The sequence below is a fragment of the Streptomyces sp. NPDC001393 genome (genome assembly GCF_053597455.1).
Genome location: NZ_JBSFIH010000033.1, coordinates 65,468 through 88,584 on the forward strand (window position 1 = coordinate 65,468; position 23,117 = coordinate 88,584).

Annotated in this window: 16 protein-coding genes and 1 pseudogene; 13 read left to right on the plus strand and 4 right to left on the minus strand. The window is 73.8% G+C overall.

The annotated features are described in order from the left end of the window. Positions 1-35 precede the first annotated feature (35 nt). The gene (locus tag ACWC2T_RS29725; protein WP_153544805.1) at positions 36-230 is read right to left on the minus strand and encodes a hypothetical protein; all 195 of its coding nucleotides are present in this window, start codon (positions 228-230) and stop codon (positions 36-38) included. 311 nt (positions 231-541) lie between these two features. Between ACWC2T_RS29725 and ACWC2T_RS29730 the strand changes: the two genes are divergently transcribed. The 5 genes and pseudogenes from ACWC2T_RS29730 to ACWC2T_RS29750 form a co-directional block, all read left to right on the plus strand. Beyond that, positions 542-934, plus strand: a complete 393-nt coding sequence (locus tag ACWC2T_RS29730) for an ankyrin repeat domain-containing protein (RefSeq protein WP_450673428.1) — start codon at positions 542-544, stop codon at positions 932-934. 301 nt (positions 935-1,235) lie between these two features. Next, the gene (locus ACWC2T_RS29735) at positions 1,236-2,654 is read left to right on the plus strand and encodes a HEAT repeat domain-containing protein (protein WP_450673429.1); all 1,419 of its coding nucleotides are present in this window, start codon (positions 1,236-1,238) and stop codon (positions 2,652-2,654) included. Positions 2,655-2,839: 185 nt separating this feature from the next. Next, positions 2,840-3,967 carry a glycosyltransferase family 4 protein gene (locus tag ACWC2T_RS29740; protein ID WP_450673430.1) on the plus strand — a complete coding sequence of 376 codons (1,128 nt, stop codon included), beginning with the start codon at positions 2,840-2,842 and terminating at the stop codon, positions 3,965-3,967. After that, on the plus strand, positions 3,964-5,139 hold the full coding sequence (locus ACWC2T_RS29745) for a glycosyltransferase (RefSeq protein ID WP_450673431.1): 1,176 nt from the start codon (positions 3,964-3,966) through the stop codon (positions 5,137-5,139). The genes ACWC2T_RS29740 and ACWC2T_RS29745 overlap by 4 nt, the downstream gene beginning before the upstream one ends. After that, positions 5,136-5,960: pseudogene (locus ACWC2T_RS29750) on the plus strand (SGNH/GDSL hydrolase family protein); the annotation flags it as partial. The gene ACWC2T_RS29745 and the pseudogene ACWC2T_RS29750, both read left to right, overlap by 4 nt. A gap of 802 nt (positions 5,961-6,762) precedes the next feature. On the opposite strand, the gene ACWC2T_RS29755 reads toward ACWC2T_RS29750, so the two are convergent. Next, positions 6,763-7,602 carry a putative hydro-lyase gene (locus ACWC2T_RS29755; protein ID WP_450673432.1) on the minus strand — a complete coding sequence of 280 codons (840 nt, stop codon included), beginning with the start codon at positions 7,600-7,602 and terminating at the stop codon, positions 6,763-6,765. Positions 7,603-7,712: 110 nt separating this feature from the next. Here ACWC2T_RS29755 and ACWC2T_RS29760 point away from each other — a divergent pair, with 110 nt between their 5' ends. From ACWC2T_RS29760 to ACWC2T_RS29775, 4 genes are all read left to right on the plus strand, one after another. After that, on the plus strand, positions 7,713-8,420 hold the full coding sequence (locus ACWC2T_RS29760) for a GntR family transcriptional regulator (protein WP_450673433.1): 708 nt from the start codon (positions 7,713-7,715) through the stop codon (positions 8,418-8,420). A 91-nt stretch (positions 8,421-8,511) separates the two neighbouring features. After that, positions 8,512-10,041, plus strand: a complete 1,530-nt coding sequence (locus ACWC2T_RS29765) for a hypothetical protein (protein ID WP_450673434.1) — start codon at positions 8,512-8,514, stop codon at positions 10,039-10,041. Positions 10,042-10,072: 31 nt separating this feature from the next. After that, positions 10,073-10,951, plus strand: a complete 879-nt coding sequence (locus ACWC2T_RS29770; RefSeq protein ID WP_450673435.1) for a hypothetical protein — start codon at positions 10,073-10,075, stop codon at positions 10,949-10,951. 57 nt (positions 10,952-11,008) lie between these two features. Then, the gene (locus ACWC2T_RS29775) at positions 11,009-15,772 is read left to right on the plus strand and encodes a hypothetical protein (protein ID WP_450673436.1); all 4,764 of its coding nucleotides are present in this window, start codon (positions 11,009-11,011) and stop codon (positions 15,770-15,772) included. 47 nt (positions 15,773-15,819) lie between these two features. Here the strand turns inward: ACWC2T_RS29775 and ACWC2T_RS29780 are convergent, their stop codons facing one another. Next, positions 15,820-16,353 (minus strand): hypothetical protein, encoded by a 534-nt coding sequence (locus ACWC2T_RS29780; RefSeq protein ID WP_450673437.1) that lies wholly within the window; start codon positions 16,351-16,353, stop codon positions 15,820-15,822. Between the two features lie 415 nt (positions 16,354-16,768). Here ACWC2T_RS29780 and ACWC2T_RS29785 point away from each other — a divergent pair, with 415 nt between their 5' ends. The 4 genes from ACWC2T_RS29785 to ACWC2T_RS29800 all read left to right on the plus strand — a co-directional run bounded on the left by ACWC2T_RS29785 (position 16,769) and on the right by ACWC2T_RS29800 (position 21,418). Further along, on the plus strand, positions 16,769-19,879 hold the full coding sequence (locus ACWC2T_RS29785; protein ID WP_450673438.1) for a nitrate- and nitrite sensing domain-containing protein: 3,111 nt from the start codon (positions 16,769-16,771) through the stop codon (positions 19,877-19,879). Further along, the gene (locus tag ACWC2T_RS29790; RefSeq protein WP_450673439.1) at positions 19,876-20,310 is read left to right on the plus strand and encodes a roadblock/LC7 domain-containing protein; all 435 of its coding nucleotides are present in this window, start codon (positions 19,876-19,878) and stop codon (positions 20,308-20,310) included. Before ACWC2T_RS29785 ends, ACWC2T_RS29790 begins: the two co-directional genes overlap by 4 nt. A 9-nt stretch (positions 20,311-20,319) precedes the next feature. Then, the gene (locus ACWC2T_RS29795) at positions 20,320-20,715 is read left to right on the plus strand and encodes a DUF742 domain-containing protein (RefSeq protein ID WP_450673440.1); all 396 of its coding nucleotides are present in this window, start codon (positions 20,320-20,322) and stop codon (positions 20,713-20,715) included. Between the two features lie 97 nt (positions 20,716-20,812). Then, the gene (locus tag ACWC2T_RS29800; protein WP_450673441.1) at positions 20,813-21,418 is read left to right on the plus strand and encodes a GTP-binding protein; all 606 of its coding nucleotides are present in this window, start codon (positions 20,813-20,815) and stop codon (positions 21,416-21,418) included. An 84-nt stretch (positions 21,419-21,502) separates the two neighbouring features. On the opposite strand, the gene glpK is transcribed toward ACWC2T_RS29800, so the two are convergent. Then, on the minus strand, positions 21,503-23,035 hold the full coding sequence (gene glpK, locus ACWC2T_RS29805; RefSeq protein ID WP_450673442.1) for a glycerol kinase GlpK: 1,533 nt from the start codon (positions 23,033-23,035) through the stop codon (positions 21,503-21,505). Positions 23,036-23,117: the final 82 nt, after the last annotated feature.

A 23,117-nucleotide genomic window follows, 5' to 3' on the forward strand; every position in this document is an offset into this window, starting at 1 on the left:
TCTCCTGACGGTGAGTGCGGGCGGGACGGGCCGGGTCAGAACTTGATGCCGCCGAGGAGGCTCGCCAGGCTCTCCCCGCCGGCCTTGATACTCGGCGCGATGCCCGTATTGGCGAGGTAGAAGCCGAACAGGGCCGTGACCGTGGCGTGCGAGCCCTTGAGCCCGTCCTTGCGGAAGAACAGGAAGACGACGACGCCGAGGATGAGGACGCCGGACATGGAGAGGATCATTTGAGACCTCCTGGTGTCGAGGGGGGACAGTCACCATGAGTTCTTCCATGATCACAGGATGTATCCATATTATTAAAGGTGCAACTGGGTGAAATTCGGTTGATTTCACCCAGTCGGCTGAGCGGGTCAAGGCCCGGCTGAGCTGGGCGGTTGCCTCAGATGGGGGCTGTCGGTGATCTTTACCTCGGGCACATCGGGTCATGTGCCGCGCGAGCCAGTACGCTGGCGATTCACTCGTACGGCCGCATTCCGCTCCCGCTGCCGTACGCTCCCTGAAGTCCCCGAAGTTCCAAGGAGAGGCGGTCCGGCCGATGAGTGAAGCCCCCGACCCCGAGGTCGTGGAGCTGGCGACCAAGATCTTCGATCTGGCCCGGCAGGGGCAGACCGAGGCGCTCGTGGCGTACGTCGACGCCGGCGTTCCGGCCAACCTCACCAACGACCGCGGCGACTCCCTGGTGATGCTCGCCGCCTACCACGGCCACGCCGACGCCGTACGCGCCCTGCTCGCCCGGGGTGCCGCGGCGGACCAGATCAACGACCGCGGCCAGACCCCGCTCGCGGGGGCCGTCTTCAAGGGCGAGACAGAAGTGATCAAGGCGCTCCTGGAGGGTGGAGCCGACCCGGCCGCGGGGACGCCGTCGGCCGTCGACACCGCCCGCATGTTCGGCAAGACGGAACTCCTGGAGCTGTTCGGCGCCCACTGAGGCGCATGTCCTGAGCAGGTACGACACGGAAAACGGGGGAGGCGGTACAAGGCCGCCGGAAATACGGTCGCGGCAGCACAAACCGCCGGGTCATCATGACGACGTGATTCACGGACGCGATGGCTGGGCAGGTGTTGCCGCACCGCGCGGGCCGTGATGCGGTCCGCATGGGCCACAGACGAGAGGCAGAGAGAGATGGTCTTCAGCAAGCAAGAGACGGCGGGCGCTCCGACGTTGTGTCACGCGGCCAGGTAGTGCGTGTTTCCCGGTTGCGTCGACGCTTGATGTGAGGCTGTTTCCCATGTTCGATCCGGTCATAGCGCCCAGCGGTACGCTGCTCGGCCTGCTCCAGCGGGGCCGCGGCGACGGCACACTGCACGCGCTCACCGCCCCGCGCGCCGAAGCTCTCGCGGCCCTGAACCACTGTGTGCTGCGCGATCCCCGCCACGACTGGCAGGTGGAGAACCGCTCCCTGTACTACGCCCGGCTCTACCTCGACCTGAACGGCGAGCTGGACGCGATCGAGGCGCACCTCTTCGACCCCGAGGACGTCCTCGACACCGAGGAGTCCCGCACCGGCCTCGCCCTGGCCGTCCTCGGTCACCTCGCCTCCTACGGCAGGCGGGACGCGCTCGAACTGCTGCGCCGGTACGCCGCGCACGGCTCCAACTGGGCCTGGGCGCTGGACGAGCTGGCCCTCAGGGACGACGACGCGGGCCTGCGTGCCCTCGCCGCACCCGTCCTGGCCCGCTTCCCCGCCGACCCCGAGGGCGAGGCCGAGCTGGCCGCCGCCGTACGCGACGCCTTCGAGCCGAGGCCCTGGCGGCTGTGGGCCGAGGATCCGCGCGAGTCGATCGCCACACGCGTGCGTGCCGCCCACGAGACCGGCTGTTTCGACCGCTGGCAGCGCCAGATGAGCCCCAGCGGCCCGCGGCCCGGCTGGAGCGTGGGCGCCGTCTTCGAATGGGCTCAGCAGGGCATCGAGCGCGGCGCCGCCCTCCATGTCCCGGCCGCCCGCTGTCTGGTCGCCGTGGCCGGCCCCGAGGACCGGCCGGAGATCGTCCAGGCCGCCCGCGGCGGCGTCGACGGGGCCCGCTGCACCGCGTTGCGCTATCTCGCCGACAGCAACGACCCCGACGCCCTCGACCTGATCGAGGCCGCCGTCGGCGACGGCACGAGCGTCGTCGTGGAGGCCGCCGTCGACGCCTTCGAACGGATGCGCAGCGTCGCCGCCGTCGACCGCGCCCGCCGCTGGGCCCAGCGCCCCGACGCGCTCGGCGCCGCCGCCGGACGCATGCTCGCCTGCCGCGGCGGCGTCCAGGACCGCGACCTCGTCCTCGGCGCCCTCCGCGAGGCCGTACGGGGCGAGGGCCCCGACGCGCCCACGCTGTGGACCCTCGTCGACGGCACCGGACGCCTCGGCATCGCCTGCGCCGCCCCGGTACTGCGCCACGTCTACCGCGAGACGGCCTCATCCCATCTCCGCGGCCGGGCCGCCCGCGCCCTGGCGGCCACCGACCCCTCCTTTGCCACCGGCTTCGCCGTCGAATGCCTGTGGGACTGCGAGGAGACCACCCGCGAGCTCGCCGCCCGGCACGCCGAGACCGGTGACGCCCGGGTCGTGGAGCGCCTGCGCCGCCTGGCCGCCGATCCGGCCGAGGAGGCGGAGGTGCAGACGGCGGTGCGCAGCCGCTTCGGACCCGACGCCGCCCTCGGCTGACCCCACGTACGCCCACGGCCCGGGCGGACGACTGCCCGCCGTGTGAACACCGGGTGTCCCGCAGGTCAGGCGGTCATGACGGCCGTCTGACCTGCTCGGGTGTGCAGTCCAACGCTCACAGGACGTTCCCCGGGCGGAAAGATCGAAGTCGACGCGGCCACGTCCGGCGCGGCGACAACACCCGTATGCGTGTCGTCATCGTGACCGAATCCTTTCCCCCCGATGTGAACGGCGTGGCCCACTGCGCGCTCCAGACCGCCCGGCACCTCGTAGATCGCGGTCACCATCCGCTCGTCGTCGCCCCCGCCCCCGCTCCGGGCAGCGGACCGGACAAGGACGCCCCCTGCCGGGTCGTCCGGATCCCCTCCCTGCCGCTCCCCGGCTACCCCCAGGTCCGCGTCGCCCTGCCCAGTCGGCGACTGGCCGCGGCGCTCGTCGAACACCGCGCCGACCTGGTCCATCTCGCCAGCCCCTTCGTCCTCGGCGTCCGCGGCATGGCCGCCGCCGCCCGTCTCGGCGTCCCCGCCGTCGCCGTCTACCAGACCGACCTGGCCGGATACGCCCGCACCTACATGGGCGCCGGCGAGGCGGCCGCCTGGCGGCGGATCCGCTCCGTGCACGCCGCCGCCGACCGCACCCTCGCCCCCTCCAGCGCCGCCCTGGGTGACCTGGAGGCGCACGGCGTGCCCCGGGTCCGGCTGTGGCCGCGCGGGGTGGACACCGTACGTTTCCGGCCAGATCTGCGCGACGAGGCGCTGCGCCGCGAACTCGCCCCGAACGGCGAGCTGATCGTCGGCTACGTCGGCCGGCTCGCCCCGGAGAAGCACGTCGAACTCCTCGCCGGCGCCTGCGGCCTGGACGGCGTCAAGGTCGTGGTCGTCGGCGACGGGCCCAGCCACGCCCACCTCGCCGAGGCGCTGCCCGGCGCGGTGTTCCTCGGCCGCCGGACCGGCGGCGACCTCGCGCGGATCTTCGCCTCGCTGGACGTGTTCGCGCACACCGGCCCCTTCGAGACGTTCTGCCAGACCGTCCAGGAGGCCATGGCCAGTGGGGTCCCGGTCGTCGCCCCCGCCGCCGGCGGCCCGCTCGACCTGGTCGCCCACGGCCGCACCGGATACCTGGTCCCGCCGGGCGACGCCGACGCCGTACGGGAAGCCGTCCGCGAACTCGCCGCCAACCCGGCGCGGCGGACCGCGTTCGGCGCCGCCGCCCGCACCATGGTCGAGGGCCGCACCTGGGCCGCCGTCGGCGACCAGCTGATCGCCCACTACGACGACGTGCTCGCGGCACGGAAGACGGCGGTGGCGGCATGACCGGCCAGTCCCTGCGCATCGTCCGGCTCGCCAACTTCGTCGCCCCGAACTCCGGCGGCCTGCGCACCGCGCTGCGCGAGCTGGGCAAGGGCTTCAGGGCGGCCGGCCACGAACCCGTCCTGATCGTGCCCGGTGAACGGCACACCGACCGCGACACCGAGCAGGGGCGGGTCATCACCCTGCCCGGCCCGCAGCTGCCGGGCACCGGCGGCTACCGCGTCCTCACCGACAAGCGGCGCGTGGCCGCCCTCCTGAAGGAGCTGGCCCCGGACCGCCTGGAGGTCTCCGACCGCACCACTTTGCGCTGGACCGGGCGCTGGGCTCGCCGCGCGCGTGTGCCCGCCGTGATGGTCTCCCACGAGACCGCCGACGGCGTGCTGCGCACCTGGGGTCTGTCCGAGAACCTCTCCCGGCGGGCCGCCGACGCCCTCAACACCCGGACCGCGCACGTCTACTCACGGGTGGTGTGCACCACGGAGTTCGCCGAGCGCGAGTTCGTACGCATCGGCGCGCGCAATGTCGTACGCGCCCCCCTGGGTGTCGACCTGACGGAACGCCACCCCGCCCTGCGCGACCCGGGCCTGCGCACCCGGCACGCGCGCGGGGACGAGGCGCTGCTCGTGATGTGCTCCCGGCTGTCCGTCGAGAAGCGCCCCGGCACCGCCCTGGACGCCCTCGACGCGCTGATACGACGCGGGCGGCGGGCGGTGCTCGTGGTGGCCGGGGACGGGCCGCTCAGAGCCCGTCTGGAGCAGCGCGCGCGGGAGCACGGGCTGCCCGTGACCTTCCTCGGGCACGTCTCCGACCGGGCCGCGCTCGGCGCCCTCCAGGCGAGCGCGGACATCGCCCTCGCGCCCGGGCCCGCCGAGACCTTCGGGCTGGCCGCACTGGAGGCGATGGCGTGCGGCACGCCCGTCGTGGCGAGCGCGTCCTCCGCGCTGCCCGAGGTCATCGGTTCCGCCGGGGCGACCGCGGCCGACCGCGGCGAGGCGTTCGCGGACGCCGTCGAGCTGCTCCTGGACCGCGGCGAGCGCACCCGGCGCGAGGCGGCACGCGCGCGTGCGGAGTGCTTCGGCTGGGGTACGGCCGTGGAGGCGTTCCTCGAGGCCCACGACGCGGAGGTGCTCGGCCCGGCCGGCGCCCGTCGCACTGTCCCGGAGGGCGTGGCATGAGCCCCGTCCGCTTCGTCGCCCTCGGGGACTCGCTGACCGAGGGCGTGGGCGACCCCGTGGGAGAGCGCTGGCGGGGCTGGGCCGCGCTGCTGGCGCCCGCCCTCGCCGCCGCCGACGCCGTGGAGTTCACCAACCTCGCGGTCAGCGGCGCACAGACCCGTGACGTGCTTCAGCGGCAGACCCCGGCCGCCCTCGACCTGCACCCCGACCTGGTGTCGGTCGTGATCGGGGTCAACGACACACTGCGCCGGACCTTCGACATCCAGGCGGTCGCCGCCCACCTCGACGAGGTCTACGCGGCCTTCACCCGCGAGGGGGCCACCCTGCTCACGGCCTGCCTGCCCGACCCCGGCGCGATGCTGGGCCTGCCGAGCGCCCTGGCCCGTCCGCTGGCCCGCCGGCAACGGGCCGTCAACACGGTCGTCCACGCGCTGTCCGAGCGCTACGGGGCCGTCCATCTGCACGCCGCGGACGGCGCCTGGATCACCGACCGGGCCCTGTGGAGCGCCGACCGGCTGCACCCCGGCGAGCGCGGGCACCGGCAGCTCGCCGTCCGCTTCCACGAACTGCTCACGCAGGCGGGCCGGGCGACGGGGCAACCGCCGTCCCCCGAGCCGGAGTTCCCGGCGCCCACCCGCGCGGCGAGCCTGCTGTGGCTGGCCACGGCCGGCACCGCCTGGGTGGCCCGGCGCTGCAAGGACCTGCTGCCCCAACTGCTGCGCCTGGCCGCCGACGAACTGCACCACCGGGCCCGGGGCACGAGCGCCCGGCTCGACCTGCATGCCTCGGCAGCGGCCTCCGCGGCCCTGGCCGCCCTGACCCAGGCCACCGACCGCGACGCCGAGGCTCAGCGGCGCCCCGCGGACACGCATCCGGCGGGCACATCTGCTGCCACGAGGGCGGGGAACAGCGCGGATACGGCTAGTGACGCCGTGACGGCGGGTACGGTCGGCGGGCCCGTGGCGGCGGGTCCGGCCGGTGCGGCAACGGTGGTGGATCCCGTCGGCGACGCCGTGACAGCGGGTACGGGCCGTGTGGCTACGGCGGCGGATCCGGTCGGCGAGGTCGTAAGGGCAGGTCTGGTCCGCGCGGGCATGGCCGGGGATGAGGCCGGTGAGCCCACAACGCCGCGTCCTCCCTGCGCGACTGTGGGGGCGCAGACGGCGCGGGCCACTGTGGTCACCGGGTAGTTCTCCGACGGGCCGGAGGGCCGGCCGGAAGTGTGGCCTGTGCTCGTCGGGGGGCCGCCGTGCCGGTCACCGTCTGCGTGGCCGCCGGGACGGGAGTGGCGCGGACCGCTGGTGTCACGGCGAGGGGCCCGGGGGTCGGTGGTCCGCGGGCGTGGTGCCGGAGCGGGTCGGCGAGGTCATCGTGCCCGGTTCGGCCTGTGTTGCTGTGTGGGGGGTGCAGGCGGCGCGGGCCACTTGGTCACCGGGTGAGTGCCCGGCGGGCCGGAGGGCCGGCCGGGACTGCGGTCTTGCGCTCGTTCGGGGGCCGAACGAACCGGATGTGCGCCCCCGTGTTCAGCTGCGCTGCCGTACGCGCGCGTGGTCGCACGGGGCAGTAACCCCCGCGAGGCGGCCGCGCCGGTGTTGCCGTGCGTGCGCTGCCGACCGGCCGGGCTCAGACGATGCCGACCAGCCGGTACTGCTCGTCGCGGGCGTCGGTCAGGAACATCTGGCCCGGGGCGTGGGTGATGGCGAAGGGCGGCCGGGAGGCCGTCACCGCGGCTTGCGGGGTCACTCCGCAGGCCCAGAACACCGGGATGTCACCGGGCGCGAGGGTGACCGGGTCCCCGAAGTCGGGGCGGGCCAGGTCCTCGATACCGAGCGGTGCGGGGTCCCCGCAGTGCACCGGACCGCCGTGCACGGCCGGCAGCAGACCGCTCTCCCGGATCGCGGCGCGGATGTGCTCCGGAGGCACCGGCCGCATGGACACCACCATCGGCCCGCGCAGCCGTCCCGCCTCCCGGCACGCGCGCGTGGTGACGTACATCGGCACGTTGCGGCCCTGCTCGACATGCCGGATCGGCACGCCCGCGCGGGCCAGCGCCCACTCGAAGGTGAAGCTGCAGCCGAGCAGGAACGACACCAGGTCGTCCCGCCAGTGCGCGCGCACGTCGGTGGGCTCCTCGACCAATTCGCCGTCCTGCCACACCCGGTAGCGCGGCAGATCCGTGCGCAGGTCGGCGCCTTCGGCGAGGACGGTCGACGTGGAGCCGGCGTCCGTGACGTCCAGCACCGGGCACGGCTTGGGGTTGCGCTGGCAGAACAACAGCATGTCGTAGGCCCAGTCGGCCGGCACCGAGATCAGGTTGGCCTGCGTGTGGCCCGCTGCCACCCCGGCCGTCGGGCCCGCGAGGCCGTCCCGGAAGCGGCCTCGGGCGGTTTCCGGACTCCACGCGTGCGCGTGCGAGTCGACTGCGGTGACGGGGAGATCCTCGGTACGCGGTGTCTGCGTCATGCCGGCTCCTCGGGGGCGTGGGCGATGCCTCTCGAGCACGGTAGAGGATTGTTCAACGATCCTTCAATACCCATGTTGTTTCGTTCCGGTTGGTGCGATTGAATTCCGGCATGGCAGAGCAGCTGACGGCACTGGCCGACGACCGTGCGCTCCTGGGGCGTACCAGCACGGCCGAGCGGGTCTCGGACATCCTCCGGAGCCGTATCGCCGACGGGTACTTCCCGCCCGGCACCCGGCTGTCGGAGGACGGCATCGGCGGGGCGCTCGGGGTCTCCCGCAACACGCTGCGCGAGGCGTTCCGGCTGCTCACGCACGAACGCCTGCTGGTCCACGAGCTCAACCGCGGGGTGTTCGTGCGGGTCCTGACGGTCGAGGACGTCGAGGACATCTACCGCACCCGCTCCCTGGTCGAGTGCGCCGTCGTCCGCTCCCTGGGCGAGCCGCCGTACCGGCTGGAAGGGGTGGCCGCGGCGGTCGCCGAAGGAGAGCGGGCGACCGCCGGGAACGACTGGAAGGCGCTGGGCACGGCCAACATCCACTTCCACCGGGAATTGGTCGCCCTCGCGGGCAGCGAACGCACCGACGAACTGATGCGCAGCGTCTTCGCCGAACTGCGGCTCGCCTTCCACGTCGTCGACGACCCGCGCCGGCTGCACGAGCCCTATCTCGCCCGCAACCGCGAGATCCTGCGGGCGCTGCAGGCCGGCGACAAGCGCGAGGCCGAGCGGCTGCTGGCGACGTACCTCACGGACTCGCTGGAACGGATGGTGGAGGTGTACCGGCGCCGCGTCGGCGACGACCCCGCTCGCGCCTCCTGAGCCGCCGCTACGCCCGTCTTGCGCCTCCGTGACGCCCGTCGCATCTGGGTCGTTTGGGTCGATGTCAGACCCAGGACCTACTCTGTGCACCGTGACTTCGCCTGCATCGACGGACAGTGTTCCGCCCCAGCTCAGCGCGGGGCCGCGCCCGGCTCCGGGCCCGGCCGCCGACGAGGGGCTGGCGCGGCGGCTGCGCGCGCTCGCCTGCACCGCGCCGCTGCACGACCTCGACGCGCGCAAGGCCAACCTGGCCGGTGAGTACTCGGTCTACGGCATGGCCGAGGTGGCCCTCGCCGCCATCGACCTGGTCACGCTCAACATGGACTTCGACACCGGCGCCGACCACGAGCAGATCGTGGCCCGGCTGATCCCGCGCATCGCCGCCCAGGCCCCGCACCGGCCGACGGCCGAGCACGAGCGCGTGGCCCGCTGGGTCCTGGAGAACCTGATCAACGTCGGCAGCGTCGACCGCGGCTTCCGCGCCGTCTACGGCACCTTCGCGCCGGACGGGACGTACGTCCGCCGGGACTACGACTTCAAACTGATCGAAGAGGTCCCCGGCCCCGGCGGCACGGTGTACCTGCGCACGACCGACGAAGCCGTCAACGTCCTGGTCGGCGCCCTCGACACCGACGTCACCAGCGCCCAGATCGCCGCCGAGGTCAAGCTGGAGGTGCTGATCAGCCGCGGCCGGCTCGCCGACGCCCAGCTCGCCGCCGAACAGGCCCGCTACCGCACGGTGCAGTACTCGGAGACCTTGCGCCGCGCCCTGGAGGCCACCCGGCGCAACGTCCGCGCGGTCGACTGGCTGGGCGCCGTGCCCGACATGATCGCCGAGGCCCTGGACCACGTGGCCGACCGCTACCGCCACGAGAACGCGATCCTCACCAACATCCGCAGGGCCCGGGACGAGACCGAGGAGCCCGAGCACAAGCGCCGCGCCGCGGAACTGGTCGACATCGTCAAGGACTGCATCCGGCGGCACACCCAGCTCCAGTCGCGGCTGCTGGAGGCCGGCCCGCTGTTCCGCGCCGAACAGGACCGGCAGGCCTTCGCCACACCGGCGACGACGTCCGGGATAGATCTGTACGGCCATCTCGTCGCCCCCGTCCTGCCGCTGCCCCTGGAGCGGGCCATCCGGGTCACGGACGCCTTCTTCGCGGGCGGCACGGGACTGCGCACACCGGTGTCCGTCCGGGTGGCGGACCTCGTCGACATACTGCTGACGCCGCCGGTGGAGCGGGAGCACCTGGGTGCGGAGATGCCCGAGCCCGACCTGATCGCCACACCGGACGACAGCCGGTTCAGCGAGGAGCAGCTGGCTGCCGCGATGGAGTTGCTGGACCTGCCGGCCGACGCCCCGCGCAGGCTGTCGGGGCTGCTGGCCGAGGCCCGGCGCACCGGTGACCCCGATCTGGCCTATCTGGTGGCCCTGTTGGCGGTCCATGCGGCCAGCCCGGCGGTCGGTACCGCGTACCGGCAAGGTGAGGAGAAGCTGCTGTTCGCCGTGGACGACGGGACGGAGCTGGACGATCCCGAGTTCGGCGGGGCGGACCTGATCGTGGGAACCGCCCTGCTCGATGCGGCGGGGATGGCGGCCGACCGGACGGAGGCAGCATGAGTCAACAACAGCGCGACAAGGAGCCCCAACCGTGAGCGAGCATGTCGAGTGGAGTGAGGCGGAGGCGTCGCCGCCGTCGGCGCCCGCTGCCGTCACCCCCGCCGACGCCGCCGACGCGGCGCGGCTCGTCGCCTTCGGGCTGCAGCCCAAGCTGCAGCCCGCGCGGGACCAGGAGTACACCGAGCTGCTGCGCCGCTACCGCGAGGACCCGGCGTTCGCGCGAATCGCCGACGCCGTCGCCACCGGCCTGGGCCTCGTCGTGCTGGAGGTGTCCCCGCGCGCGGGCATGGCCGTGACGGCCGCCGAGGACTCGGTGTTCGCCGTTCGCATGGGCGACTACGCGCGTCGCACCGCCGCCGACTCCGGCGACCGCTTCCTCCACGGCCTCGCCCACCTCGCCGTCGCCGCCCTGGCCTTCCCGCGCCCGGAGGACCTGGCCGACGACACCTACATCGGCCGCGTCACCGTCAACGGCGTCGACACCTTCGTCCGGCAGGCCTGCCGGCGCCTTGAGGAGCGGGCCGAGGAACGGGGCGAGAACACCGACCCGGCGACCGACGCGCCCGGACTGGAGGCCGCCTGGCGCATCTGGGCCAGACGCAGCGCCACCGGCGCCACCAAGGACGCCCGCCGCCCGGCCGCCTCCACCACCGGCATCGTGGCCAAGGCCCTCGCCTTCCTCACCGACTCGGGCTTCCTGCAGCGCACCGGCGACGACGGCGGCGGCACCTACCGCACGACGGCCCGCTACCAGCTCCAGGTCCGCGACATGGCCGGCAGCGCCGCCCTGGCCGAACTGCTCGAACTGGGCGTCGTACCGGTGACCGACGGCACCGCCAGCCTGCTGCCGGCCGAGGACACCGAGGACCTGGAGCTGGTGGCCGACGCCGGGCTCCCGTTCCACTCCTGACCCCCGAACCACCCCACGCTTCCGCACACTTACGAAGACTTAACGCGAGAGTCCGCCATGTACGAGCTGTCCCGGGTCCGCCTCTACTCCATCGGTCCCGCCGGTGCGCGCTACGCCGACACCGTGCTTGACCTGCGGGGTGTCGGCGAGCCCGTGCCCGACCCGGCGCCCACGCAGGCGGAGTTCTTCGAGGAGGAGCCGTCCGGCCCGCCGCGCCGGCCCGCGCCCGCGGGCGTGCTCTTCCTGGAGAACGGCGGCGGCAAGTCCGTCCTGCTCAAGCTGATCTTCTCCGTGATGCTGCCGGGCCACCGCAACACCCTCGGCGGCGCCAGCTCCGGTGTGCTGCGCAAGTTCCTGCTCGCCGACGACTGCGGACACGTGGCACTGGAGTGGCAGCACGTGCAGACCGGCGAGTGCGTCGTCGTCGGCAAGGTGAGCGAGTGGCGCGGACGGCAGGTGTCCAGCGACCCGCGCAAGTTCGCCGAGGCCTGGTACTCCTTCCGCCCCGGCCCCGGACTGAGCCTGGACAACCTGCCCGTGGCCGAGTCCACCGCCGTACGGCCGCCCACCGAGGGCGCCTCGGGCGCCCAGGGCCGCCGCCGCACCATGAAGGGCTTCCGCGACGCCCTGACGGAGGCCGGCAAGGCCTACCCGCACCTGGAGGTGCACTGGGAGGAGATCCACGACCGCTGGATCGATCACCTCGGAGACCTCGGCCTCGACCCCGAACTCTTCCGCTACCAGCGGGAGATGAACGCCGACGAGGGCGAGGCGGCCGGCCTCTTCGCGGTCAAGAAGGACTCCGACTTCACCGACCTGCTGCTGCGCGCCGTCACCGACACCCGCGACACCGACGGCCTCGCCGACCTCGTCAGCGGCTTCGGCAACAAGCTCGGCCGGCGCGCCGAGCTGATCGCCGAACGCGACTTCACCGCCGGGTCGGTCGACCTGCTCGGACGGATCGTCGAGGCCGCCGAGGCGCGCTCACGCGCGCGTGACGTCCACGCCGGCGCCGAGCGCCGCACCCGCACCCTCGCCCGGCGGCTGTCCGCGCGGGCCGTGCAGGAGCGGGTGCGCGCCGCCGACCTCGCCCAGCGGGTCACGGCCGCCGCCTACGCCGTCACCCACTCCGAGGGCGCCCGCGAGCGCAGCGCCCTGATCGCCGCCGAACTCGCCTACCGGCACGCCTCGCTGGCGCTCGCCGCCGCCGAGAAGTCCGCCGCCGCGCAGAAGCGCGAGCTGGCCGACGCCCGCACCCTGCACTCCGCCTGGCAGGCCGCGGAGGCCGTGCTGCGCCACCGCGCCGCCGCCGACCGCGTCGCGCGCGTTTCCGCCGCCATTCAGGAGGCCGAGCGGGACGCCGCGCCCGCCCTCGCCGCGCGTGCCAAGGCCGCCGTGGACCTGGTACGGGCCCTGCACGCGGCCGCCGAGAGCGCCGAGGCCCTCGCCAACGAGGAGGAGGAGCGCTCCGCCGCCCTCCAGGAGGTGGGCGACTCCGCCTACCGCGACTCCACCACCGCCGCGACCGAGGCACAGCGCGCCCGCAGCGAGGCCGGGCATCTGCGCCAGCGCCTCACCGAGGTCGAGCAGGAGACCACCGAGGCGGTCCGGGCCGGCTGGCTCGACGACACCGCCCCGGACGCCGACCCGGCGCGGGCCGCCCTCGCCGCCAGCGACGCCGAGAAGACCGCCGTCGCCGCCTGGGACGCGGCCCGCGAGGCCGCCCGCAAGGCCGCCGAGCACGCGCGGGAGGCCGCCGCCGCCGAGTCCCGCGCCGAGCTGACCGCGGCCCGCGCGGCGGACGCCGCGACGGCGGCCGAGCGGTCCTACGAGGTCGAGCGGCGCCTCGCCGAGTCCCTGGCCGCCGAGGAGCGGCTCGCCGAACTGCTCAGCCTGCCGGGGGCGCCCGCGGCCGAACAGCCAGGAGTGCCCGGCCCCCGGTCCGGGGCCGATGACGCGATGGGCACCCGGGGCGGCGGGCGCGCCGCTGCCACCGCCGAGGCGTGGGCCGACCAGGGACCGGACGGCACCGGGCGCGGGCGTGACGGCGCCGCGGAGCCCACGGGACCGCACGCGCACGGCCTCGGCCGCCCGCCCGCCGAGAGCCCCCTCACCCCCGAGGAACTCGACCGCTTCGCCGACGAGTTGCGCGAGCTCCTGGACGACGCCGTCTCGGCCGCCGAACGGCACCTCTTCGAGCTGCGCACCGCCGCCGCCGACGACTCCCGGATCCTCGGCGCGCTCGGTGACGGCGGACTGCTTCCGCCGGGCCCGGACGTCCTGGCCACGGTGGAGTTCCTCGGCGAGCACGGCATCCCGGCGCTGCCCGGCTGGCGCTATCTCGCCCAGGCGGTCGACCCCGCGGACCACGCGCGCGTGCTCGCCGCCCGCCCGGAGCTGGTCGACGGCGTGATCATCACCGACCCGGACACGCACGCGCGGGCCCGCGAGGCGCTCGGCGACGCCGCCCTGCTGCCCCGCTCCGCCGTCGCCGTCGGCACGGCCGCCGCCCTGCTCGCCCCGCCGCCCGACGACAGCGCCGCCGCGGGGGACGTCTTCCTCGTGCCGCCGAACCCGGCCATGCACGACGAGCACGCCGCCGACGAGGAACGGCAGGCCCTGCGCGCGCGGGCCACCGAGCGCGACGAGGAGATCCGCACGCTCGCCGCGCGCCTCGGCAAGGACCGTGAACTGGCCGCCCGGCTCGCCTCCTGGCGCACCGGCTGCCCCGCCGGACGCCTCACCGAACTGGGCGAGACCGCCCAGGAGGCCCGCGCGTTCGCCGAGGAGACCGAGGCCGAGCTGGCCGAGGCCCGCACGGTGCGCGCGGAGGCCGACGAGGCTGCCGCCGAGACCGCGCAGGTCCGCGACGAGCGGCAGGAAGCCGCGCAGAAGGCCCGCCGCGCCGCCGACGCCCTCGCCGGGCTCGCCTACCGGCTGCGCGAGCGCGCCGGCTGGCAGGCCCGGCTGCGCGAACTCGCCGACGAGGCCGCCGAGTCCGAGGCTCGCGCCCAGGCCTGCCTGGAGCGCGCCCGCGCCGCCGACGAGGACCGCCGCGCCGCCCAGCGCGCCGCCGACGACGCCCGCCGTACCGCACGTGCCCTGCGCGCCGAGCGCTCCGAGATCGCCGGCGCCCCCGACGACGTACCGGTCGAGGACGCCGACGCCCCCCAGGCGGCCCTGCCCGCCCTCCGCGAGGCCTACCGGGCCGCCTCCCAGGTGTACGAGAAGGTCGGCGTCGGCGCCGACCTGCGCGCCGAGCAGGCCCGCGCGGAGAGCGACGAGAGCGCCGCCCGCGCCGAACTCGACCGGCTCAGCAACAAGGTCCGCACCCGCGCCGAACAACTGCTGCAGTCGCCCGACGGCTCCGACGGTCCCTCCCGGCAGGCCGCCGCCGCCCGCGCGGAGGAGCTGGTGCAGCTCCTGGAGACCCGCATGTCCAGCGCGAGCGAGCAGCTCGGCCGGCTGCGCGGCGAGGCCGAACGGCACGCCCCGGAGAACGGCGAGGCACACACCGAGCTGCCCGAGGAACTCCTCCCGCGGGACGCCGAGCACGCCCAGGCGCTGCTGCGCACCGCGACGGGCGAGCTCGCCGCCCGCACCGAGGCACTGGCCGAGGCCCGCGAGGCGCACGCCGAGCTGCTGGAGGCCCACCGGGCCGCCGAGGACGCGGCCGGCGGCTTCGACGAGATCGCCGCGATGCTCCGCGACCTGCTGCGCGAACACACCCCCGAGGAGGAGCAGGAGGAGCCGGAGCCGTACCCCGGCAGCCTGGAGGAGGCCCGGCACTCCGCGGCCGAGGCCCGCCGCTCGCTGCGGGGCTGCGCCGCCGACCTGTCCGCCGCCGAGGCGGCCGTGCGCGAGGCGAGCGATGTCCTGGTCCGGCACGCCAACTCCACGCGCTACGAGCAGGTCCGCACCCCCGCCCGGCAGCAGATCCGCGAACTGCCCGCATCCGCGCTGCCGGAGCACGCGCAGAAGTGGGCGGACGCGTTCGCGCCCCGCCTGCGCGTCCTGACCGACGAGCTGGCCCAGCTGGAGCGCAACCGCGACTCGATCGTGGACCGGCTGCGGGGCCTGGTCGAGTCCGCCCTCGCGACCCTGCGGTCCGCGCAGCGGCTGTCGCGGCTGCCCGAGGGACTGGGCGAGTGGTCCGGCCAGGAGTTCCTGCGCATCCGCTTCGAGGAGCCCGACCAGGCCACACTCACCGAGCGCCTCGGCGAGGTCATCGACGACGCCACCCGCGCGGCCGTGAAGAAGAACTCCGACCTGCGCCGGGACGGCATGTCCCTGCTGCTGCGCGGAGTCGCGGCCGCGCTGCAGCCCAAGGGCGTGGCCGTGGAGATCCTCAAGCCCGACGCCGTACTGCGCGCCGAGCGTGTCCCCGTGGGCCAGATGGGCGACGTCTTCTCCGGCGGCCAGCTGCTCACCGCCGCGATCGCCCTGTACTGCACGATGGCCGCCCTGCGCTCGAACGACCGGGGCCGGGACAAGCACCGGCACGCCGGCACCCTGTTCCTGGACAACCCGATCGGCCGTGCCAACGCCACCTATCTGCTGGAGCTGCAGCGGGCCGTGTCGGACGCGCTCGGTGTGCAGCTGCTGTACACCACCGGTCTGTTCGACACGACCGCCCTCGCCGAGTTCCCGCTGGTCATCCGCCTGCGCAACGACGCCGACCTCAGGGCGGGCCTGAAGTACATCAGCGTGGAGGAGCACCTCCGGCCCGGGTTGCCCCAGCAGCCCCAGGCCGGAGAGGCGGTGCACAGCGAGATCACGGCGACGCGCATGTTCAAACGCCCGGCCTCTGCAACCCCCTGAACCGCTCCGGTTCGAGGGCGGCGAAGGCGTCGTCGGACTCGGCTGCCTCAGGAGTGCGACAACTGCCCGGCGCCGCCCCGCCGGCGTATCCGCTCCTGCTCCCGCAGGGCTGCCCGCTCCTGACGCCGGCGGGCTCGGCGCTCGCGGCGCAGCGACCGGGCCGTACTGCTCGGCTCGGAGACGACGCCGTAGCGCTGGTTCCACACCTGACGGGTCACCCATACGTCGGCCACCGCCCAGGTGGCCACCAGGGTGCTCGCCACACTGCTGATCACCATGGGGAACGCCAGCCAGGACCCCGCCATCGTGCACAGAAAGGCCACCATCGCCTGGATCAGCGTCACCGCGACGATCAGAACGGCCCGCACCGCCGCCGTACGCACCGGATCCGGCAGGGGATGCCGGCGGGCCGGCTCCTCCACCCACAACGGCCGGTAACCCTGGCGCTGTTCGCCGGCGGACGCACCCGCGCGCCCCCGCACCGGAATGTCGCGATCCGGCGCCTGCGGAACCCGCCGCACCGCAGAGCGCCCCGCCACGCTCTCCTCGGGCGCTTCGCGCCACTCCGCCGTGTCCGTCACCGCGTCCCTCCCCACCGCCGGGGCGACCGCTCACCCCGGCGTCACAAGACTCCGACTCCCCAGTGGGTGCCCGGCTTGCGCTCATTTACGCCGCCCGGGTGCGGGATGCGGCACCTGTGGCCCATTCCGCACCCATTTCCCATAGGGAAGGACGAATAACGGCGCCCGATGATTCCCGACCGGGGAAAAAATCCAGCCAACCGACCGGTCACCGCATCACCGTCCCGGCCGGGCGCGGAGGAAGGATCGCGGTGGCAATCTCCCGCAATGCCCGGACAACTCGCCATGTCTCGCCCCCGGAGCGGAAGTTCACCCTCCGGACAAGTCTTCGAGTTAACTGTGCGGCGGTAGTAGGCTCGCGCCGTTTGTTGACGGACATGTGCACCCCCGGTCGGGGGTCGAGCTGGGGGAGGCCATGCGCTTTCGCGGGAAGTCGATCCGCCGGAAGATCGTGGCGCTGCTTCTCGTGCCGCTGGTGTCCCTGACCGCCATCTGGGGCTTCGCAACGGTACTCACAGGGCGCGAAGTCGCCCGGCTGTTCCATGTGTCGGACGTCAAGGAGGGCATCGGCTACCCCGCCGAGGACACCGTCCGGGTGCTCCAGCAGGAGCGCCGCGAGACCCTCGTCTACCTCGCCGACCCGAGGGCCGCCGACGCCCTGTCCGCGCTGCAGCGCACCCGCACCGCCACCGACCGCGCGATCGCCAAGATCCGGAAGAACGCCGGCGAGCAGGACGTCGTCGACGGCATGGACGGGCATGAGAACGAGCTTCTCACCACGGTCCTGGACGCCTTCGGCGGCCTCGACTCCCTGCGCCGCAGCGTCGAGGCGCGCACCGTCCGCCGCGCCCAGGCCCTCGACCGCTACAACGACCTCATCGACCCCTGCCTCACCCTGCTGGCCTCCCTCGACGGGGCCGACAGCGTGGAGATGGACGAGCAGGCCCGAGCCCTCGTCAACCTCACCCGAGCCCGCGAACTCCTCTCCCGCGAGGACGCGCTGCTCGGCTCCTCCCTGGTGGTGGGCACCCTCTCCCGCGACGAAACCCGCGAGATATCCGCCCTCGTCGCCCAGCGCAACCTGCTCTACGACATCAGCCTGCCGCTGCTCCCGGCCCGGGATCGCGACCGGTACGAGCAGTTCTGGAAGAACGCCACCACGGCCCCGCTGCGCGCAGCCGAACAGTCCGTCACGAGCACGGATTCCGGAACCCCGCGCGGCGTCAGCGCCCAGAGCTGGGACTCCGCCGCTGCGAGCGTCCTCGACGGACTCGGCACCCTCGACGACCAGGCCGGCGACCGGTTGCAGCACCGCATGCGGCCGGTGGCCGTCGGCGTGATCGTCCAGGCGGCCGTGGCGGGCGTCCTCGGCCTGGTCGCCCTCCTCCTCTCCGTCGTGCTGTCCGTGCGCGTCGGCCGCAGGCTCGTCCGTGACCTGCGGCAGCTGCGCCTGGAGGCGCACGAGGCCTCCGGCGTCCGGCTGCCCAGCGTGATGCGCCGCCTGTCCGCCGGTGAGCAGATCGACGTCGAGACCGAGGCGCCGCGCCTGGAGTACGACAAGAACGAGATCGGCGAGGTCGGCCAGGCGCTCAACACACTCCAGCGGGCCGCCGTCGAGGCCGCCGTCAAACAGGCCGAACTGCGGTCCGGCGTCTCCGAGGTCTTCGTCAACCTCGCCCGCCGCAGCCAGGTGCTGCTGCACAAGCAGCTCACGCTCCTCGACACCATGGAACGCCGCACCGAGGACACCGACGAACTCGCCGACCTCTTCCGCCTGGACCATCTCACCACCCGTATGCGCCGGCACGCCGAGGGCCTGGTGATCCTCTCCGGCGCCGCGCCCTCCCGGCAGTGGCGCCGCCCGGTGCAGCTGATGGATGTCGTCCGCGCGGCCGTCGCCGAGGTCGAGGACTACGAACGCATCGAGGTACGGCGGCTGCCACGGGTCGCCGTCACCGGCCCGGCCGTAGCCGACCTCACCCATCTGGCGGCCGAACTCCTGGAGAACGCCACGGTCTTCTCGCCTCCGCACACCGCCGTCCAGGTCGTGGGCGAGCGGGTGGCCAACGGCTTCACGCTGGAGATCCACGACCGGGGTCTCGGCATGACGGCCGAGGCGCTGCTCGACGCCAACCTGCGCCTCGCCGAGACCCCCGAGTTCGAACTGTCCGACACCGACCGGCTCGGCCTGTTCGTGGTCAGCCGCCTCGCCCAGCGCCAGAACGTCCGGGTCTCGCTCCAGCCGTCGCCCTACGGCGGCACCACCGCGGTCGTCTTCATCCCCGACGCGCTGCTGAGCGACGAGGTGCCGGACACCAACGGCCTCGGCTTCCGCCTCGACCGGGACCGTCCGGCGAAGGGGCTGGGGCAGGCGAACCGCGGCATCGGACGGTCCGCGGCGCCGGCCCAGCTGTCCGGCCTGCCGACCTCACTGCTGGACGGCCCGGTCGAGCTGGAGGCGCCGGTGGATCTCGACGCCATCGACGACTTCCCCGGCGTCCTGGGGGACGAGGACAGCGAGCGCGACGGACTGTTCCTGCCCCATCGCTCCCGCACCCGAACCGACGACGAGGCACCGCTGCCCTCGGCCGACCACGCGGCGCGCGAAGATGTCGCCGAGCGCAGGGCGCGCGATGAGTCCGGCGACCGCAGGGCACGCGATGAGGAAGGCGACCGCGGACCCATACCGCTGCCGCGCCGGCAGACCCCCAAACTGGTCAGCTCGCACGGCAGGCCCGTCACCGACCAGGGCCCCCGCCGCGACGAACCGGACGAGCAGCCCCCGGCCGCCTCCCGCCGTCCCGACTCAGGCGCACCGGCCCCGCTGCCCTCCCGCCGACGTACCACCACCTCCCGGCGCCCCGCCGAACTCACGGAACGGGCGGACCGGGTCCAGGCACGCGACGCGGGGTCGGCCGAAGGTACCGGTCTGGTCCAGGAACCGGACGAGGCCCGCGCCGAACGCACGGACCTGGCCCAGCAACGCGACGCGGCCCCCGCCGACGGCACCGGTACGCCACCCCGTGTGCCCGCCCTGCCCCGACGTACCCGGCCGTCCGAGCCGTCCGTCGACGCCGCCGGCACCACGCCCCAGGTCCCCGCCGCCCTGCCCCGGCGCACCCGGCCCCCGGAGCCCGCCGTCGGCGGCGGCCCGGGCACCACGGGCCGGTCCGGCGCCGGCCCGGTCGAGCGCACCGGCGGGGAATCCCGCCCCGGCGACACCGCCGCCACCAGCGGCACCGGCGGACACACCGCCGCACAGCCGGCCGGCGCCTCGGGCGACGAGCCCGCCACCGGGCCCCTGCCCCGGCGCACACGTCAGGCCAGCCTCGCCCCCCAGCTCAAGCAGGACACCGCACGGCGTGCCGGGCGCGCGGCGCAGCCCGCCGACCGCGATGCCGAGGAGGTCCGCAGCCGGATGGCCTCGCTGCAGCGCGGCTGGCAGCGCGGCCGGGAGGAGAACGCCGGGGGCGACGCAGACCACAACGGCACAGCACAAGGAACGACTAAGGGGGACGGTCGATGACCGCACCGAAGGCGACCGGCCACACGGCGACCGACAAGGGACAGCTGAACTGGCTCCTGGACGACCTGATCGACCGGGTCGCCAGCATCCGCAAGGCCGTCATCCTGTCCGGCGACGGGCTCCCGACGGGGGTTTCCACGGACCTGACCCGGGAGGACAGCGAGCATCTGGCCGCCGTCGCATCCGGATTCCACAGCCTGGCCAAGGGCGTCGGGCGCCACTTCGACGCGGGCGGGGTCCGGCAGACGGTGGTCGAGCTGGACGACGCCTTCCTGTTCGTCACCGCCGCCGGGGACGGCAGCTGCCTCGCCGTCCTGTCCGACGCCGACTCCGACGTCGGACAGATCGCCTACGAGATGACGCTCCTGGTCAAGCGGGTCGGCGCACATCTGGGCACCGCCCCGCGCACCGATCTGCCCGCAGGCGGGTAGTGGGATGACATGAGCGCAGACGGTCAGGGAAGAAGCCACTGGTTCGACGACGAGGCCGGACCGGTCGTCCGTCCGTACGCCATGACACGCGGCCGCACCACGAGTCCCGCCCAGCACCGCCTCGATCTGATCGCGGTGGTCGCCACGGAACCCGGCGGGGGCGACCCGGAAACGGATCCGGCGCTGTCGCCCGAGCACGTGGAGATCGTCGGGCTCTGCCGCGGCGGACCGCAGTCGGTCGCCGAGCTCGCCGCCGGACTCGACCTGCCGATCGGCGTGGTGCGGGTCCTCATCGGCGACCTGGTGCACGCGGAACTCGTCCATGTCACGCGCCCGGTGCCACCGGCCGAGCTGCCGGACGAGAGCATTCTGCGCGACGTCATCAACGGCCTCCGGGCGCTGTGACCGGCGCGGGAACCATCGCCCCGGCGACTCGCCCTGCCCCGTCGGGTCGCTCCACCCCATCGAGTCGCCCCACCCATCCAGCAGGAGAAGGAAACCGATGATCCTCGGGCGTACTGAGCGCGGCAAGCCCCCGGTCGAGCCCGTCACGCTCAAGATCCTGGTGGCCGGCGGCTTCGGCGTGGGCAAGACGACCCTCGTCGGCGCCGTCAGCGAGATCAGGCCGCTGCGCACCGAGGAACTGCTCACCGAGGCCGGCCGCCCGGTCGACGACACCAGTGGCGTGGAGGGCAAGCACACCACCACCGTGGCCATGGACTTCGGCCGTATCACCCTGCGCGAGGACCTCGTGCTGTACCTCTTCGGCACGCCTGGGCAGGAACGGTTCTGGTTCATGTGGGACGAGCTGTCCGAGGGCGCGCTCGGCGCTGTCGTGCTGGCCGACACACGGCGCCTGGAGGACTGCTTCGCCGCTGTCGACTACTTCGAACGGCGTGCCATCCCCTTCCTCGTCGGCGTCAACTGCTTCGAGGGAGCGGCCCGTTACCCCGTCGATGCGGTCCGGCAGGCCCTCGACCTGGACGACGGCGTGCCCGTGCTGCTCTGTGACGCGCGGGAGCGGGAATCGGTCAAGGAGGTACTCATCGGAGTCGTCCGGCATGCGATGGAGTACGCGGCCGACCGCCGGCAGGCCGCCCTCGGCTGACCCGCGGGCACGGCCCGTACCCCCGCCGACCGGGGTACGGGCCGTGGTCCGTGAGGAGCCCTCACGCGCGCGTGCCGGGCACCCCTACGCGCCGTGCTCCTCCTCGCCCTCCTCCAGCCAGCCGAAGCTCCTCTCCACGGCCTTGCGCCAGTTGCGGTACTCGCGGTCGCGCACCGACGGCTCCATCGCCGGTGTCCACTCCGCGTCCCGCTGCCAGTGCGACTTGAGTTCGTCAAGGTCGTGCCATACGCCCGTCGCCAGGCCGGCCGCGTAGGCGGCGCCCAGGCAGGTCGTCTCCGACACCCGGGGCCGGATCACCGGGACGCCGAGGACGTCCGCCTGGTGCTGCATGAGCAGGTTGTTCTTCGTCATGCCGCCGTCCACCTTCAGGGTCGTGATCCGCACCCCGGAGTCCTGGTACATGGCGTCCACGACCTCCCGGGTCTGCCAGCTCGTCGCCTCCAGCACCGCGCGTGCGAGATGGGCCTTGGTGACGTACCGGGTGAGGCCGGTGACGACGCCGCGCGCGTCGGAGCGCCAGTAGGGCGCGAACAGGCCCGAGAACGCGGGCACGATGTAGGCGCCGCCGTTGTCCTCGACGCTCGCCGCCAGTGTCTCGATCTCATCGGCGGTGCGGATGATCCCGAGCTGGTCGCGGAACCACTGGACCAGCGCGCCCGTTATCGCTATGGAGCCCTCCAGGCAGTACACCGGCGCCTCCCCGCCGATCTTGTAGCCCATCGTCGTCAGCAGCCCGTTCTTGGACGGCACCGGCCGGTTCCCGGTGTTCAGCAGCAGGAAGCTGCCGGTGCCGTAGGTGTTCTTGGCGGTGCCCACGTCGTAGCACGCCTGCCCGAAGACGGCGGCCTGCTGGTCGCCCAGCGCCGAGGCGACGGGCACACCGGCGAGCTGTCCGACGGCCGTGCCGTACACCTCGGCGGAGGACCTGATCTCGGGCAGCACCGCCTCGGGCACGTTCATGGCGGACAGGATGGAGGGATCCCACTGGAGCGTCTCGAGGTTCATCAGCATGGTGCGGCCGGCGTTCGTGACGTCGGTGACGTGCCGGCCGCCCTCGGTGCCGCCGGTGAGGTTCCAGATCAGCCAGGAGTCGATGGTCCCGAAGGCGATCTCGCCGCGTTCGGCCCGCTCCCGCAGTCCGGGCACATGGTCCAGCAGCCAGGCCGCCTTGGGGCCGGAGAAGTAGCTGGCCAGCGGCAGCCCGGTCTGCTCGCGGAAGCGGTCCTGGCCGTCCCTGCCGCCCAGTTCGTTGCACAGGGCCGCGGTACGGGTGTCCTGCCAGACGATCGCGTTGTGCACCGGCTTGCCCGTGGCCCGGTCCCACAGGACGGTCGTCTCACGCTGGTTGGTGATGCCGAGCGCGCTCAGCTGGTCGGCGCGCAGCCCGGCCTTGGCGAGCGCCCCGGCCACCACGGCCTGCACCTTGGACCAGATCTCGGTCGCGTCGTGCTCCACCCAGCCCGGCTTCGGGAAGATCTGGCGGTGCTCGCGCTGGTCCACGGCGACGGTGGCGCCGCTGTGGTCGAAGACGATGCAGCGGCTGGACGTGGTGCCCTGGTCGATGGCGGCGACGTAGGTGTCGGCGGTGTCCGTCATGGCAGTCCTCTGGATCGCTGGGTCGGTTCGCTGGTCACAGGGGCGCGTGCGGGGGTGGGGGAGGGTGGTCGCGGGGTCGGCG